Here is a 15807-nt window from a genome sequence, read left to right on the forward strand (position 1 = left end):
TTATCATTAACACTATTATTTGCATAACAGCCGAAAAAACTAGTACTTACCCATACGATTACTAGTAAAAAAATACGCATTCCATATCCCTTACAAGTATGATTTGAAATTAATTTTCGTAATAGCCATTCTCAAACAAAGGATCAAGTTGACCATTTTCCAACTTCCACGATGATACACTGAAATCATGCTCACCATCAGCATCAAATAAATCGACACCTTTACCATCCTCGGGATATTCAGGATAAATGTAAGCATTATCTCCATATTTTTTATAAAATTGACTACACCACATATATGGATTTACCACCCTAAAAGGGGGAATTTTTCCATCAATTTCAATGTATCCTTTTCCATTTGGCAAGTCATCAATGACATCATCTAAAATATCTTCTGCTTCTTCAGCACAGGTATCATTCAAAATTACATTATAAGGTTTTCCTTTAAGCACTGCCGCTTCAACTTTTGCTACTTTTTGTTTAATTTTATGAAATTTTTTTTCCGTGATATTTATTTTAAATATTTGAACAACTTCATAAATTAAATAAGAAGTTGTACTTGGCCTTTTATTTACGTATCCATTTGCATAAATTTTTTCATTTCCGTCTATCTCTTCTTCACCTTTTTTATATTCTATATCTCCCAACTCTTCTGTTGGGCCAAAACTAAAAAAGGCCTCCACAACATTATTTTTGGTTATGTAAAAGAAAGCATGGCCATAATCACTACCCTCCCCTTGCAAAATTTGAACTTTTTCAACTTTATTTTTTAAAATACCTACTTTGCGTTCAACAAAAGCTGTTTCTGCTAAATTTGCTTCAAATCCAACCAACAAAGAATAATTATCAATTTTAATTTCAGTTTCAGGCTTTCCTTCTTGTGTATCAACCATTTGACTCATTTAATTATTATCCTTTAAAAAATCTTCAGCATCTTGACCAACCAAAATTCTTAATTTTTCCTTCTGCTGAGTAAAAATACGTTTAGTCATTGCGTTAATGTCACTTATTCCAGCCAAGTATTCTCCATTTGGTTTTACAATCACATATTTTTCATTTGGCATTATTTTTTGAGTATGATCTATGACCTTAATTTGTTGACTGAAGCTTTTCAGTTCATTTGGCAAGGTTGTGATTGGAACATTTACTTGTTGAGGCCCCACAAACTTATGCTGCCCTGCCTTCACTTCAAACTTACCGCTAGTTGTCGGTAATACACCCGCACTACTAATTTCAATCTGGCTACCACCAGCAGTTAGCACGATTTTTTTGCTCGCTTTGATTTCAACTTTTTCTTCCGTGGAAATAATTTGAATACCTTTTCGGGCAATCAGATCTGCCCCATCACCTTGCGCTTGGATTTCAACTTTGCCTTTGCCTGCATACGCGCGTAAACCTTCTTGTGCTGCAAATAGACTGATCTTGCTTTGTGCATGGGCAATTAAAGATTTTTGACTGCTGATATTGATGCTATCGCCCGCACTTTGGCTGATCTGTCTATCTGCTGAAAGATGAATATCTTCCTGACTACTCACAGCAATGGAGTTTGGTGCAGATAAAATCATTAAGGCTTGTTTAAAGGCATCAGCTTTTTCTTTACTGCCTTTTTCGATTTGGCCAAGGAAGTTTTTCAGATTATCTAAGACTTCAAGCGGGTCAGTTTGCTGGTTTTTCGCCACTTCACTTAAGGCTTTACTGCTGTTTAAGTTGGCTTCGATTTGTTCTTTCGCCGCTTGTGCGTCGAGGTGCATTGCTGCTGCTTGTTGTTGTGGGTGTGTACTAACAAGTAGCCCCTGTCCTGCACGCACTGCACCCCATTGGTCGGTTCTCAGTTCAAAGCCTTCGCCTCTTCCCTCACTTTCTGCGGTTTCTTTGGGATGACTGAGGTTCCCTAGGTTGAGCTGAGTGGCGCCATGGGTACTTTGTAATTGTGTTGAGATTTGTCCAGTCGTGTCATCAAAGCGAAGTTGTCCAAAGCCTTCACCTTGGACTTCCTTACTTTTTATTCCAGCCAGTTTTTTGGTGTCTGGCAGTTTACCTTTACTATCAAATTGGGTCGGACTGCGCTGTGCTTCATGTATGCGCCCCACCACAAATGGTCGGTCGATATTGCCGTCAAAGAAATCGATGACCACGATTTCATTAATACGTGGTAAGAAACGTGCACCATAGCCTTCACCGGCCCATGGGGTAAGCACATCTACCCATGCAGAATCCGTATCATTGTCATTACTGCCTGCACCGCCATCATGGCTGTGGTCATCTCCACGGGTAAATAAAAAGCGGACTTTGATACGCCCCCATTCATCGACATGTATTTCTTCACCACTTGGCCCGACAACTTTAGCCCGTTGCGGATGGGTGCTTGGACGGTGTTCGAGTGGGTTATATTCAGGAACCGTCGCAATATTGCGGCGTTGTAATGTGAGCTGATTGGCCTGACGCTCGGCCTGTTCATGGATCGGTTTAATGTTCCACTGACTTTGTTCAATCAGTTGATTGACTTGTTCAGAGAGGTCTTTAGGTAAGTTATTTTGGTTATAGAATTTTTTTTCTGTGATTAAAAATTGTTTGTCTGCACCACTGTGTTGATCGATTTCTGGGTGTTCATTCAATTCAAACCAATAACCCACTTGGGTATCACGCACAGTCGATTGTGCACTGAATTTTTTCGATTGTAGCTCGTGGTAGCGTGTTAGGTTTTGATTCAGTTTTTCAATTTGGCTGTTGGATGAAGCCGTAGCTTGATCTTCACCTTTTAAATCTTGCATCCATGCAGGGCTGATATGCCATGCTTGTTCCAAACTTAAACTGGCATTGTCTTGGCTTTGGCTATGCTGATGTTTGCTTTGAACTGAACCTGCGCCTTCTTCTTGGCTGAGTCCATCGGCTTGCCAGCGCTGTACGTGTACCGCAGTCGGCTGAATGCTACGTTCACCAATCAAGCTGGTGATGCTGTCTTGTTTTTCAGTGGCGCTAGAACGATGAAAGCGGATACTACGACGGCTGAGTGCTTGATATTGGCTATTGTCATCAATCAGGCGGAGTTTTTGTTTTTCAATTTGGGCTGAGGAATGCGGCACTTTCAACTGTGCTTCATCGATGAGCCAGTTAATGCCTTCACTGCGCCAAAGTCGCGTTAAAAAGTCATAATCGCTTTCATTCGACTGCATGATGAAAGGTCGTACATCATAGTTTTGGCTTAAACCGCTTAGATCTAGCGTTAGACTGGCAGCAAAGAGCGGACTTTTGCTTTGCCATTCTTTAAAAAGAGTCTCACTGACATCACGCACCGATTTGTTCATAAACACACGGCTGTTGCGGCGCTTATGCCACAGCGATGTTGCATCTTCTAAAGTGAGTTTATACAGCGTGAGTGAACCGTCACTCTGCCCTTGGGTGGCTTCGGTAATAATACCCGTGGTACGGAAGAGTTCGCCCTGATCGGTCACTTGATCAACGGCGACTTGTGCGCCAATAAATTGTTTTAATGGAATAAGGGCATTAGTAGATAGGCAAATCAAAGTCGCTTGCACGCCTTGGTTTAAGACATGCTCCCCATCAATACGTTGAATAAAAAGCTCGTCATTCAACGCAGGGTTGGAAAATTGCACATGAATGGCACGTTTTTGGGCGGATAAGCCTAATTTTTCAAGTATAAGAGCAATCGAATTTAACATTTTAAAAGTCTGTTTTTTAAACTTTGTATAATTATGCTGCGAATGATATAGGCTAGCCATCAGACTTGACCAGCCTATTTTATTAATAAAAATGTAACATCTTAATAATTATTATTTTTTTACAATCTCTTAAATTAACCTTTCTGAACCAAATAATGGAATTCTTTATTTCCATTTTCATCAAGACGTTCTTCTTGAAGCAAAAGCTCATGCCCTAAATGCATACAAAATTTCGGAATATCCCAAGATGTCGAATTATCTGTTGCAAAAACCTCAACAATATCGCCCGATTTTGATTTACGAATGGCTTGATGCAACATCATCACAGGCTCAGGGCAACGTAAGCCACGGGTGTTTAATTGAATTGATGGGGGCACAGAAGGCTCAGACATAAGAAAACTCAGCATTAAAATCTAACGCTATTTTAGCATAATCCTGACGACCGAATGTTAGCTTGAAAAATGCAAACGATAGCGTCTTAAAATGACTTGATCGCTCATCATCTAGATCAACATTAACAATAGACAACTGTATTTTCTACGGTATGATAAAATCATCATTTATTAGATATTAAGAGTCTTTAGGAAAGATCATGCAAGAGGAATCCGGCCCGTCGTGGGGCATGCGCGGCTTACGTAAATGGCTGGGCACTGCACCAGAAACCCGTGACGAACTGTTGAAGTTAGTACAAGATTCACGTCGCTTCTTAGAACCCGATACAGTTGCCATGCTCGAAGGGGTACTCGACTTACCTGCAACTAAAATCCGCGAGGTCATGACCCCCCGTACTGCAATGATCAGCTTGCAAGAAGATGATGAGCTATTAGATATTTTGCATGTACTTGTTGAATCTGCACACTCACGTTTCCCTGTCTTTTCCTCAGACCAGCCTGACAATGTTGTCGGTATTTTGTTGGCCAAAGATTTGTTGCCATTTTTGACAGAACCGACCACCAAAGTCGATATTCGTGCATTAATGCGTCAACCCCTATTTGTACCCGAGAGCGCGCGTTCTGACCAAGTTTTACGGATGTTGAAAAATACCCAAACCCATATCGCTGTAGTGATTGATGAATATGGCACAACTTCAGGTTTAGTCACTTTAGAAGATATTCTTGAAGAAATTGTGGGTGAAATTGAAGATGAACATGACAAAGTCGATGAAGAAGCTCAATTTATCATTCCAGATGAAGACCCACTAAGTGCAAATACATGGTTGGTTCAAGCACTTACACCAATTGAACACTTTAACAATCTTTTAGATGCTGATTTTTCAGATGATGAAGTAGAAACTGTGGGCGGCTTACTGCTACAAGAAATGGGCTTGGTCAGTGATTTACAAGGTCAAGTGATTGAACTTGAAAACTGGGAATTTACCATTTTGGAGGCAGATGCACGTACTATTCATCTGATCCGAGCTGTCCGTAAATGAGAACCTACTTTGATAAGCTGCTAAACCATTCACAACAAAAAAAACAGCTACCTTTCATCTATCCTTTGCTGATTGCATTATTTTCAGGTGCCATCTTCAGCTTGTCGCTGGCACCTTATCATTATTGGTGGTTGGCAATTTTATCTCCAGCCCTGTTGTATGCCTGCCTAAGTCAACGTGCACCTAAACAATCGTTTTTCATTGGTCTAGCTTATGGCTTTGGCTTATGGTTTGTCGGGGCTTTTTGGCTATATACCTCGATCCATGTCTATGGTGATACCAATTCAGCACTCAGTGTTTTGATGATTGCCATTATGGCGATTGTGATGGGACTGTTTACCGCAGTTCAGAGTTGGCTCTACCGCCGCTTCTTTCCAGAAACACCACTGACCTTTGCGCCACTATGGGTATTTTTCGAGTGGAGTAAAACTTGGGTCTTTACCGGTTTTCCATGGCTGTTTGCAGGTTATGCCTTTACTGAACGATTCCTCGATGGCTATGCGCCACTATTCGGGATCTTTGGGGTATCTTTTGCGGTCATTGTATTGGCCTGTGCATTGGTTGAAATCCTGCGTAAACGCATCTTCTGGATTGTTCCCTCTGCCCTTGTTTTGCTCGGTGCATGGGGTGCAGGGCAAGTGCAATTTGTTCAGCCTAAAAATGAAAAACCGCTGAGTGTTTCCTTAATTCAAGGCAATATTCCACAAGATTTAAAATGGTTAACAGAATACCAAGCTCAAACCTTAATGAAATATGCGTCATTAAGTCGGACCGAATGGGGGCGTGATGTCATTGTTTGGCCAGAATCCTCTATTCCAATGTTCCAAACCGATATTGAGCCGTTTTTGGATGCGATGAAAGTCCAAGCCAATAAAACAGGTACGGCTTGGGTGACAGGTATTCCCTATTGGGACTTGGCAGAATCACAGCAAAACCAACACCCTATGTATTACAACACCATCATGGCAACTGGTGATGAATCTTCTGGTCTATACAAGAAGCAACGTCTAGTCCCCTTTGGTGAATACATTCCGCTTTCAGGGATGTTAAGTTGGGTACTGCCTGCCCTACAAAATGACCCGTCGATGAGTGGCTTTTCACGTGGTGCAAACAACCAAAAGCCTTTGAATGTTAAGGGTCATGATTTAGGTGCGGCGATTTGCTATGAAGTGGCTTATCCCAACTTAACCCGTCGTAATGCCAGTCAAAGTGATTATCTAGTGACCATTTCCAATGACGCATGGTTTACTGGAACAGCGAGCCCACATCAGCACCTACAAATGGTTCAAATGCGTGCCAAAGAAAATGGCCGTTGGTTTATCCGTGCAACCAATACCGGCATTACCGCCTTTATTGATCATAATGGTCACATTGTGAAACAAGCACCGATGGATAAAGATGCGGTACTTCGTGGTGATTTACCTGCCATGCAAGGCGAGACACTTTACACACGCTTAAGTGATTGGCCTGTGTTGATTTTCTCATTCTTGTTATTGGTTCTCGGTTGGATTTATCGCCCGCGTAAAGTTGATATTTCTTTTAAATCACGCCGTTAATTCCGCTACAAAAGATCAAAAAAACCGAGCTTTGGCTCGGTTTTTTTATTGATAAACTTTCAGGGTGCCAGTTCACCCTACTTTTTCAAAGTAACTTGGTGCCGAGGGGAATCTCTGCATCAGGCACACAAAGAGCAACATGCCCCTCTGCATTATGAAAGCCTGTGACCAAACACTCTGACTGGATCGGACCAATTTGTTTTTTTGGAAAATTCATGACGGCAACGACCAATTTTCCCAATAGATTTTCCGGCTGATACAGCTGTGTAATTTGTGCACTGGACTTTTTAATGCCCAGTTTCTCTCCAAAATCCACATGGAGAATGTACGCGGGTTTACGTGCTTGCTCAAAGACTTCTGCCTGCACAATTTTCCCCACACGTAATTCAACTTTCACAAAATCTTGCCAATCGATCTGTTGCATTTTTCCCTCTTTCTTTTCTTTGTTGTACTTCATCTAACTATCTAAGATCTGATATCTAAAGATTATAAAAATTTCATTCAGGCTGACCATATGTGAAACAGACATTCGATGCGTCAAAATGGACAAAGCAAAGTAATCTTAGAATGCGCATCATATTGATGTACGCTTTGATGTAAGCTAACTGTTCATTTGCACGGGACATAAAAAAACTGGAGCAAGCTCCAGTTTTGAAGGTTTAATTTTGGGGTTATAACTGAGTAACTAAATAGGAAAGCATGGCAGCTAAAGACACCATTGGAATATATCGATAAAGACGAACAACCATTTGTTCAATGGCAGATGCATGTTCTTGTTTTAAATTTGCCACAGTCGCTTTTAATGCAGACCAAAAACTTAAAGCTAGTAATGAACTCATTAAGCTCATGGCAAAGAAGCCCACCATAATTTGGCTACTGCCCTCAGTGCTTTGCCATAAATACACAATGCCTTGACTGATCGGCAGAATACTTAAAATCAAAAGAACAGATTTCAGCATAGACCAATGAAATTGGTTAATTTCATCCGTTAATAATAATGCTTTCATACTATCCTCCATGGCTAAAAAAGTACCATAAAAGATATTATGCTCGGTTTTATTTAAATGAAAAGCCTATATTTATTCATATTTTACGATTATTGTAATCAATAAAATTGGGAATAATTCTTATTATAAATATCACATATTTTATATTATATAATTTAAAGTAAATTCAACAACTTAATATTAATTTTATAATTAAGATTTATTATCACTTCACTCAATATTGAAACATCCTATTAAGTGAAGTGATTAATTCCATTAAAACTGAATTTATAATTATTCTCAGTTAGTGTTTATAGTAAATATCGGCATCATTGTCTTCACCGCCAGACTGACCATCTGCACCAAATGAATAAAGATCATAAGGACGGCCTTCAGAACCTGGAATCACATATTGAATGTCATTATCCCAACTGTCTTTTGGATATTGCCCATTTAAGTATCCATCTGGTAACCAATTTTTTGCAGATTCTGGCTTAGTGATTAAGGCATTTAAACCACCATCTTGCATCGATGGATATTTACCATTATCAATTTTGTATTGCTTTAGTGCACCTGCCACAGTTTTTAAGGTAATCGCCGTAGTATCGACTTTGGCTTTTTCACCACGGCCCATCACGTTCGGTACAATCAGCGCAGCCAAAACACCTAAAATGACAATGACCACCATCACTTCAATTAAAGTAAAACCTTGTTGCTTCATATTTTTTGTCTTCACTTGCATGTTACAAATCTCTGTTCACATCATTGTTCGAATGTCTTAAATCATATTATTCATATTCACGATTGGCAGCATCACAGCAATCACGATCACCAGTACAATGCTCGCCATAAATACCAACATCAGCGGTTCAAGCAACGCCAATAAAGTTGAAATTAAGGTCGTCACTTCACGGTCTTGCATCGTCGACGCACGTTCTAGCATCCGATCCAATTCGCCTGAACTTTCACCACTTTTGATCATTTGTACCATCATCGGTGGGAAATAACCACTTCGCTCAAGCTGTGTTGCTAAATTACCACCTTCTGTTACTTTCTCTGCCGCAAGGTTGACCGAATCTCGAATCACCCAATTATTACTGACCGCTGCGCCAATTTTTAAAGCATCGACCAAAGGCACGCCAGACTTGGTTAAAATCGACAAGGTACTGGCAAAACGAGCGGCATTAATACCTTTAGACAGTTTGGAAAATAACGGTAATTTCAAGGTCAATCGGTCAAAGGCATAATGTCCCGCCGCTGTTCTGAGGAATCGAACCAAGAGAAAAATCGAGACTACGCTACCGACCAATAAAAATGGCCAGGCCATTCGAATAAAATCACTGGCTTTCATTAAAGCGATCGTTATCCACGGCAAGGCATCTTTGCTTTGGTCAAAGGTTTTGACAATATCTGGGACCACATAGGTCATGAGTCCCATCACAATACCGAAAGACATTAACATCAGGATGATGGGATAAATCATCGCACCCTGCACTTTTTTTTGCATGGCGAAGCGGTTTTCGGTGTAATCAGCAAGTTGGTCGAGAATGAGATCGAGATGACCTGAACGCTCACCTGCTGCAATCGTGGCAATATACAGTTCAGGAAAGCGTCCCGCTTGTTGTAGTGCGTTGGCTAAAGAATGTCCTTCCAAAACTTTAGAACGCACCGACATCAACAGGTTTTGCACATGGGCTTTTTCGTTTTGTTTTCCCACAGCACGAATCGCTTCTTCTAATGGTATTGCAGCGGCAACCAAAACTGAAAGTTGGCGAGTCAATAAAGCCAAGTCATAGGCATTCAGCCCTTTTTGAAACCAGCGCTGCTGCGCGTGTTTGTCTTTTTGCTCTATCGGATCGACAGCAACTGGAATGAGTGACTGATCTCTGAGCTGTTGACGAATTTGACGCGCAGAATCACCCTCAAGTACACCCTTCTGCTGCTTCCCTGAAGCGTCTATGGCAGTAAACTGATATGCAGGCATTGTAATGCTCTAATTTTCCAAAATTTCTATCAGCGCAGTTGCGTCTGACCATCAAAATCATTCATATTCTTAGATATAAAATATGAGCTCACTCTAACACAACTCCTTTACGATCACGACGAAAATTAATCAGGAACTTATCCACGTTTTATGGCAAATTCAGCGAGCATTGCAACACCTATTTACCGCGTTCGAGTCGCCGTTCCGGTATATTTATACGACTGCTTCGATTACAGCTTAAACCAAGAGCAATACCAACAAGCTGAAGTAGGTGCACGCGTTGCTGTATCTTTTGGTCGGCAAAATTTGACCGGTATCATCGTGGAAAAAATTGCTCCCGATGCACCACTCGATTCAAGCTTTAAACTCAAGGCCATTACCGAACTTCTTGATGATCGTGCCATTTTAGATGAGAAAGTTTTAAATTTATTGACATGGTCTGCACAGTATTACCAATTTCCGATTGGTGAAGTGATGCAAAGTGCCCTTCCGACCCTGTTACGCCAAGGAAAACCGTATAATTTATTGGCACGTACATGGAATCTCCTCGACCTCCATGCCGATGATAAAATTAAGCGCTCGGAACGACAGCAAGAAGCCTATAAAATTTTAAAATTACATCCAACTGGAACTGGGGAAAATTTACTCAATTTAGCAGGTGTGGAAACCGCGACACTCAAAGCATTAGAGAAAAAAGGTATCTGCCAATGTGTCTTGGCCGAACAGGACTTTAGCCCGATGCCTATGAGCATGGCGCAAATGCCACTCACTGCAAATCTGGAGCAAAAGAAAGCCATTGATCGGGTGTTAAAAGCGCGGAATCAATATCAGGCATTTTTACTTGATGGTCTCACCGGCAGTGGTAAAACCGAAGTCTATTTACAAATCATGCAAGAGGTTCTAAAGCAAGGCAAACAGGTCTTGGTTTTAGTGCCTGAAATTGGACTTACCCCACAGACCATCAGCCGTTTCCAATCACGTTTTCATTGCAATATTGCTCTACTACATTCGGGTTTAAACGATTCAAAACGTATGCAAGCTTGGCAAGCGGCGCAAACAGGTAAGGCATCTATTATCTTAGGCACGCGTTCTGCGATTTATACGCCACTGCCTAATCTAGGTTTAATTGTGATTGATGAAGAGCATGATCTGTCCTTTAAACAACAAGAAGGCTTTCGCTATCACGCTCGGGATGTCGCACTTTACCGTGGGCATCTGGAACAATGCCCTGTCATTTTAGGTTCTGCCACGCCTAGTATCGAGTGCTATGCACTGGCGAAACAAGGCAAAATGACCGTACTGGAATTGAACCAACGTGCGGGCACTGCGGTCATGCCGAAAATGCACATCCTTGATCTGAAAGTGGCACAGAAACAGCATGGAATCAGCCAATTATTAATTGGTGAAATCCGTAAGCGCCTTGAAAAAAAAGAACAAGTGTTAGTGTTCTTAAACCGTCGTGGATATGCCCCGGTTTTAATTTGTGAAAGCTGTGCATGGCAGGCCAAATGTCCGCACTGTGATGCCAATTTCACGGTTCATCGCACACCTTATCAACATTTACATTGTCATCACTGCGGCACCATTCACCGTATGCCAGATCACTGTCCACAGTGTAATCATCAGGAGCTCAAATCTATTGGGATGGGCACAGCCAAAGTTGAAGAAAGTTTAAATGAGTTGTTTCCTGAACATGACATCATTCGAGTGGATCGTGACTCAACCAGCCGCGTTGGTAGTTGGCAAAAGATTTATGACAAGATTCAAAAAAGTGAGCCTGCTATTTTACTTGGTACACAAATGCTAGCCAAAGGTCATCATTTCCCTTACGTCACCTTGGTGGCGATTTTAGATATCGATTCAGGTCTGCTGAGTGTGGACTTCCGTGCCATCGAACGTACCGCTCAACTCATTGTGCAAGTCACAGGGCGTGCCGGCCGTGGCGAACGTAAAGGCGATGTATTCCTACAAACATTAAGACCCGACCATCCGCTTTTGAATATTTTGGTCAATGAGAACTATCGAAAATTTGCCAAAGAAACCATGAAAGAACGGGAAATGGCACAAATGCCACCGTTTCGCTATGCAGCATTGGTACGCTGTGAGTCCAAAAACCAAGAACTCAATACTGAATTTTTACAGCAACATGCCCAATTGCTGCGTCAGGACTCTGCTGGAATTATTGATATTTGGGGGCCGATTCCTGCCCCGATGGAGCGCAAAGCAGGGCGTTACCAATCCCACATGGTTTTACTGTCTACAGATCGTGCGCGCTTACATTATTATCTGCGTTATTGGTGGCAAAACATCTTGCATAACAAGCCATCAAATATGAAATTGAGCCTCGATATAGACCCACAGGAACTCAGTTAAACGCGTACAATTCAGTCTGAAAATATCAGTCATACTGAATTGCAACTTTCGACCAAAAACACAACTCTAGGACGAGTAAATGTCACTACTGTTACAGATCACAATTTTCCTTGGCGCATCCTTATTGCTTGTCCCTTTGCTCAAGCGCTTTGGTATTGCAACGGTATTGGGATATCTGTTCACTGGTATTTTGCTCGGCCCCGATGTCTTTAACATTGCCAGTGATCCCCAAGCGATCCAAGATCTCGCTGAGTTTGGCGTGATCTTACTGATGTTCCTGATCGGCCTCGAACTCCGTCCACAGCGTCTATGGAGTATGCGTAGTTCTATTTTCGGCATGGGGAGTTTACAAGTCGGTCTGACCGGTCTTGTTTTAGCGCTAGGCAGTTTTTTTGCCTTACAACAAGGCATTGCAGCCAGTATCGTTATCGGTTTCGCTCTCGCTCTTTCTTCTACTGCCTTTGTCTTGCAGATGCTGAGTGAGAAGCAGCAATTAAACACCACCTATGGGCAACAATCCTTTTCGATTTTGCTGTTTCAAGATATGGCCGCGATTCCCCTGATTGCAGTCATCCCCCTGCTCGCAGGGACAGAATCATCACATCACGGAATCGCCTATTTCGCTGCCATCATTGCGACTTTTTCAGGCTTATTTTTATTTAGTCGATACTTAATGCGGCCTTTTTTCCGCTTCGTCGCGAAAAGTGGTGCGCATGAACTGATCACCGCTGTCGGTTTATTTATAGTGCTGGGTGTCGTGGTGTTGATGGATGTACTTGACATCAGTACCACACTCGGAGCATTTTTGACTGGCGTACTATTGGCAGACTCTGAATTCCGCCATGAACTCGAAGCCAGTATTGCTCCATTTAAGGGGCTTTTACTTGGTCTTTTCTTTATGACCGTGGGCATGACCACGGAACTGTCGTTGTTTGTTGAAATGCCATGGTTCATTATCGGTGGTGCATTGGCACTGATGCTCATCAAAATGGCGTCACTTACGGCGATTGCGCGTTATCTTAAAAATTCATGGCGCAACAGTATTTTACTGGCGACCTGTTTGGCTCAAGGCGGTGAATTTGCCTTTGTGGTCTTTAGTGTGGCGAAAAGTGAAAATGTCGTACAGCAAGCCATTTTGGAGCCATTAACCCTCATCGTCACCTTGTCGATGGTGTTGACCCCTATGTTGTACTGGTTAATACAATCACAAATTTTGCCGCGTTTTAATCCAAAAACCATTCCCGAATATGACGACATTCCGGATGAACATAATCCTGTGATTATTGCGGGCTTTGGGCGTTTCGGACAAATCATTGCTCGTGTGGCGCATTTACAGCATTTGTCTTTTACCGCCATTGATAGCAACTTAGACAAAGTCGATTTCGTACGTAATTATGGTGGTCATCTGTATTATGGCGATGCCACACAACCAGATATTTTACGCGCTGCGGGCATTGAACATGCCAAAGTGTTTGTCCTTGCCATAGATGATATTGAAGACTCAATGAACGTGGCGCGTCATATTCGTCTGAATTACCCTCAGTTAAAATTATTGGTCCGCGCACGTGACCGTCATCAGGTGCATTTGCTGCGTGATTTGGGGATTGAGCATATTTGGCGTGAAACCTATTTATCCTCTTTAGGAATGGCCTATCACATGCTGTGCGACTTAGGCATCAGCGATGAAGATGCCTATAAAAGTATCGAATTGTTCCGTGATTATGATGAGAAACTGCTGACTCAACAGCAGCAAATCTATACCGATGAACAAAAGATTTATGAAACGCATCGTAACGCTTTAGCTGAACTGGAACATTTGTTTGAAAGCGATGCGCAAGCCCGTGAAAAACCTACAGGTGTTGATTTACAACGCAGCTTACAACGTCATCGTATTGATGTCACAAGAGATGATAATGAATGACTTGTGTTTTACAATATCGTCACCATTAAAGCAGGGTTATGGAGAATTTTATGTCAGATTTACGCCAACGCTTTTTTATTGAAGATAGCCCTGTTCGTGGAGAAGTGGTTCATCTTGAAGAAGCCCTACAAACGATTCTTGCACAGCGTGACTATGCACCTGCTGTACAAATTCTCTTGGGTGAAATGCTCAGCGCGACTGCCTTGTTGGCCAGCACCTTAAAAATTAAAGGTCGTATTAGCTTACAAATTCAGGCTGCAGGCACTTTTAAATGGGCAATGGCGGAATGTAATCATCTCGGTGAAGTTCGCGCACTTGCCGATTATGAAGAAGACCCGCACTTTCAAGCCGCTGAAGACAGCAGCACGGTACTGAAAGCCTTGGTAAACCCAGTGCTTTTCATTAATATCGAGCCTGAATTTGGTGAGCGTTATCAAGGGATTGTACCTTTAGACAAACCGACATTAGCGGGTTGCTTGATGCAATATTATGATCTATCTGCACAGATCCCAACACGTATCGTCTTAGCAAGCAGCAACAGCCGTTCAGGTGGTTTACTGATTCAATTATTACCACGTAACAACGAAGAAGAACAACGCCGTGTCGATGAAGATCTATGGCCACGTTTAACCATGCTCACTGAGACATTAAAAGCAGAAGAGTTAACGTCTTTATCCGCAAATGAAATCTTATATCGTTTATACAACGAAGAAGAAGTTCGTCTTCCTGAAACTGAGGCCTTAAAATTTGGCTGTACATGTTCAAAAGAACGCTGTGCGACAGCACTTGAACAAATCGGTGTTGCTGCAGTTCGTGAAACCCTAGAGTTTCAAAACCCAATTGAAATGGATTGCCAATTCTGTAATACAAAATATACCTTTACTGCAGAAGAAGCTTTATCCCTTTTTGGTCAACACCTCAGCTAAATCATCGTGATGATTGAAAGCCTAAATCTAAGCATTCTTCGGGGTGCTTTTTTATTATTCCGATTAAATTTAGAACAGTTACTTTCTTGCGCTTAGTCGAATGGTTGCGAACTTTATAACCTCAACATGATCAGCTGTATTTGCGATCAATTTTTTTTCGAGTAGAATCGCGCCAGAAATAAAGTCAAAAAAATCAACAGAGCTTTATTTTTAATAGAAAAATAATGTAAAAAAACTGGATAAAATATGAAACTCAAAATACTCGCTATTGCTTTAGCCATGTTCTGCTTTGGCCCAATAACAGCACATGCAGCAGACCTCGTCGGGACATGGAAAACCATAGATGACAAAACAGGCTATGCCCGTGCAGAAGTCCAAATCACCAAATTAAAAGACGGTAGCTATAGCGGTAAAATCACCAAAGTACATGCCATCCCCAACCGCCCTGTCACCACCATTTGTGAAAAATGCGAAGGTAAACTCAAAAATGCACCTTTAATTGGTTTACCGATCTTTTCTGGCTTTAAACATAATGCAAAAGAGAATGCCTATACCGATGGCAAGGTGATCGACCCACTTTCAGGCAATACCTATCAAGGTAAAGGGCAATTGAATGCGCGCGGCAATGTGCTGACACTTCGAGGTTATGTTGGAACCACGCTCCTTGGTCGGACGGTATCTTGGATCCGCGTCAACTAAAGCGGCCTTTTGGCTTTCATTGGCATGATGAACTCAACTCCAGACGAGTTCATCATGCCAATAACAATCGACTTTTAAGATGAATTCCGACTATTTTACTAGTGCGTAGACGTTCAGCATAAACCTCATTTAGCGCCAACACGTTCATGTTTTGGCTCAAAATATAAATACCAATCCTTAAAAAATCACTAGAATATTCATATTATTTCAGGCTACATTAAACCCATAATATTTTTATGCCTTTAAGTTTT

Annotated in this window: 13 protein-coding genes; 6 read left to right on the top strand and 7 right to left on the bottom strand. The window is 41.7% G+C overall.

The genetic code is table 11. The features are described from left to right. Positions 1–109: 109 nt before the first annotated feature. The 3 genes from FTU75_RS10585 to tusA all read right to left on the bottom strand — a co-directional run bounded on the left by FTU75_RS10585 (position 110) and on the right by tusA (position 4071). Positions 110–901 carry a hypothetical protein gene (locus tag FTU75_RS10585; RefSeq protein WP_067764051.1) on the bottom strand — a complete coding sequence of 264 codons (792 nt, stop codon included), beginning with the start codon at positions 899–901 and terminating at the stop codon, positions 110–112. Further along, the gene (locus tag FTU75_RS10590) at positions 902–3679 is read right to left on the bottom strand and encodes a type VI secretion system Vgr family protein (protein ID WP_180115922.1); all 2778 of its coding nucleotides are present in this window, start codon (positions 3677–3679) and stop codon (positions 902–904) included. Between the two features lie 134 nt (positions 3680–3813). Beyond that, on the bottom strand, positions 3814–4071 hold the full coding sequence (gene tusA, locus FTU75_RS10595) for a sulfurtransferase TusA (protein ID WP_078189780.1): 258 nt from the start codon (positions 4069–4071) through the stop codon (positions 3814–3816). A 200-nt stretch (positions 4072–4271) separates the two neighbouring features. On the opposite strand from tusA, the gene FTU75_RS10600 reads away from it, so the two are divergent. Beyond that, the gene (locus FTU75_RS10600; RefSeq protein WP_078189781.1) at positions 4272–5111 is read left to right on the top strand and encodes an HlyC/CorC family transporter; all 840 of its coding nucleotides are present in this window, start codon (positions 4272–4274) and stop codon (positions 5109–5111) included. Continuing rightward, positions 5108–6667 (top strand): apolipoprotein N-acyltransferase, encoded by a 1560-nt coding sequence (lnt, locus tag FTU75_RS10605; protein ID WP_180078073.1) that lies wholly within the window; start codon positions 5108–5110, stop codon positions 6665–6667. Before FTU75_RS10600 ends, lnt begins: the two co-directional genes overlap by 4 nt. A gap of 85 nt (positions 6668–6752) precedes the next feature. Here the strand turns inward: lnt and FTU75_RS10610 are convergent, their stop codons facing one another. From FTU75_RS10610 to gspF, 4 genes are all read right to left on the bottom strand, one after another. Beyond that, complete coding sequence (locus FTU75_RS10610) at positions 6753–7091, bottom strand: tRNA-binding protein (RefSeq protein WP_180115923.1); 339 nt, start codon at positions 7089–7091, stop codon at positions 6753–6755. A gap of 247 nt (positions 7092–7338) precedes the next feature. Beyond that, positions 7339–7674 (bottom strand): hypothetical protein, encoded by a 336-nt coding sequence (locus FTU75_RS10615; protein ID WP_078189783.1) that lies wholly within the window; start codon positions 7672–7674, stop codon positions 7339–7341. 283 nt (positions 7675–7957) lie between these two features. After that, a complete protein-coding gene (gene gspG / locus FTU75_RS10620; protein ID WP_373685861.1) occupies positions 7958–8374 on the bottom strand; it encodes a type II secretion system major pseudopilin GspG in 417 nt (138 codons plus the stop codon). A 57-nt stretch (positions 8375–8431) separates the two neighbouring features. Continuing rightward, on the bottom strand, positions 8432–9637 hold the full coding sequence (gene gspF, locus FTU75_RS10625; protein WP_180089615.1) for a type II secretion system inner membrane protein GspF: 1206 nt from the start codon (positions 9635–9637) through the stop codon (positions 8432–8434). A gap of 150 nt (positions 9638–9787) precedes the next feature. Between gspF and FTU75_RS10630 the strand changes: the two genes are divergently transcribed. From FTU75_RS10630 to FTU75_RS10645, 4 genes are all read left to right on the top strand, one after another. Continuing rightward, complete coding sequence (locus FTU75_RS10630) at positions 9788–12010, top strand: primosomal protein N' (RefSeq protein ID WP_180115925.1); 2223 nt, start codon at positions 9788–9790, stop codon at positions 12008–12010. A gap of 79 nt (positions 12011–12089) precedes the next feature. Further along, entirely contained in the window at positions 12090–13931 is a 1842-nt protein-coding gene (locus FTU75_RS10635) for a monovalent cation:proton antiporter-2 (CPA2) family protein (protein ID WP_180115926.1), read from the top strand. A gap of 50 nt (positions 13932–13981) precedes the next feature. Further along, the gene (gene hslO / locus FTU75_RS10640; protein WP_111885623.1) at positions 13982–14857 is read left to right on the top strand and encodes an Hsp33 family molecular chaperone HslO; all 876 of its coding nucleotides are present in this window, start codon (positions 13982–13984) and stop codon (positions 14855–14857) included. Between the two features lie 246 nt (positions 14858–15103). Continuing rightward, positions 15104–15556, top strand: a complete 453-nt coding sequence (locus FTU75_RS10645; protein WP_257223764.1) for a DUF2147 domain-containing protein — start codon at positions 15104–15106, stop codon at positions 15554–15556. The last annotated feature ends 251 nt before the right edge of the window (positions 15557–15807 follow it).

The sequence above is a fragment of the Acinetobacter sp. YH12140 genome (assembly GCF_013418475.1).
Lineage (GTDB): Bacteria > Pseudomonadota > Gammaproteobacteria > Pseudomonadales > Moraxellaceae > Acinetobacter > Acinetobacter amyesii.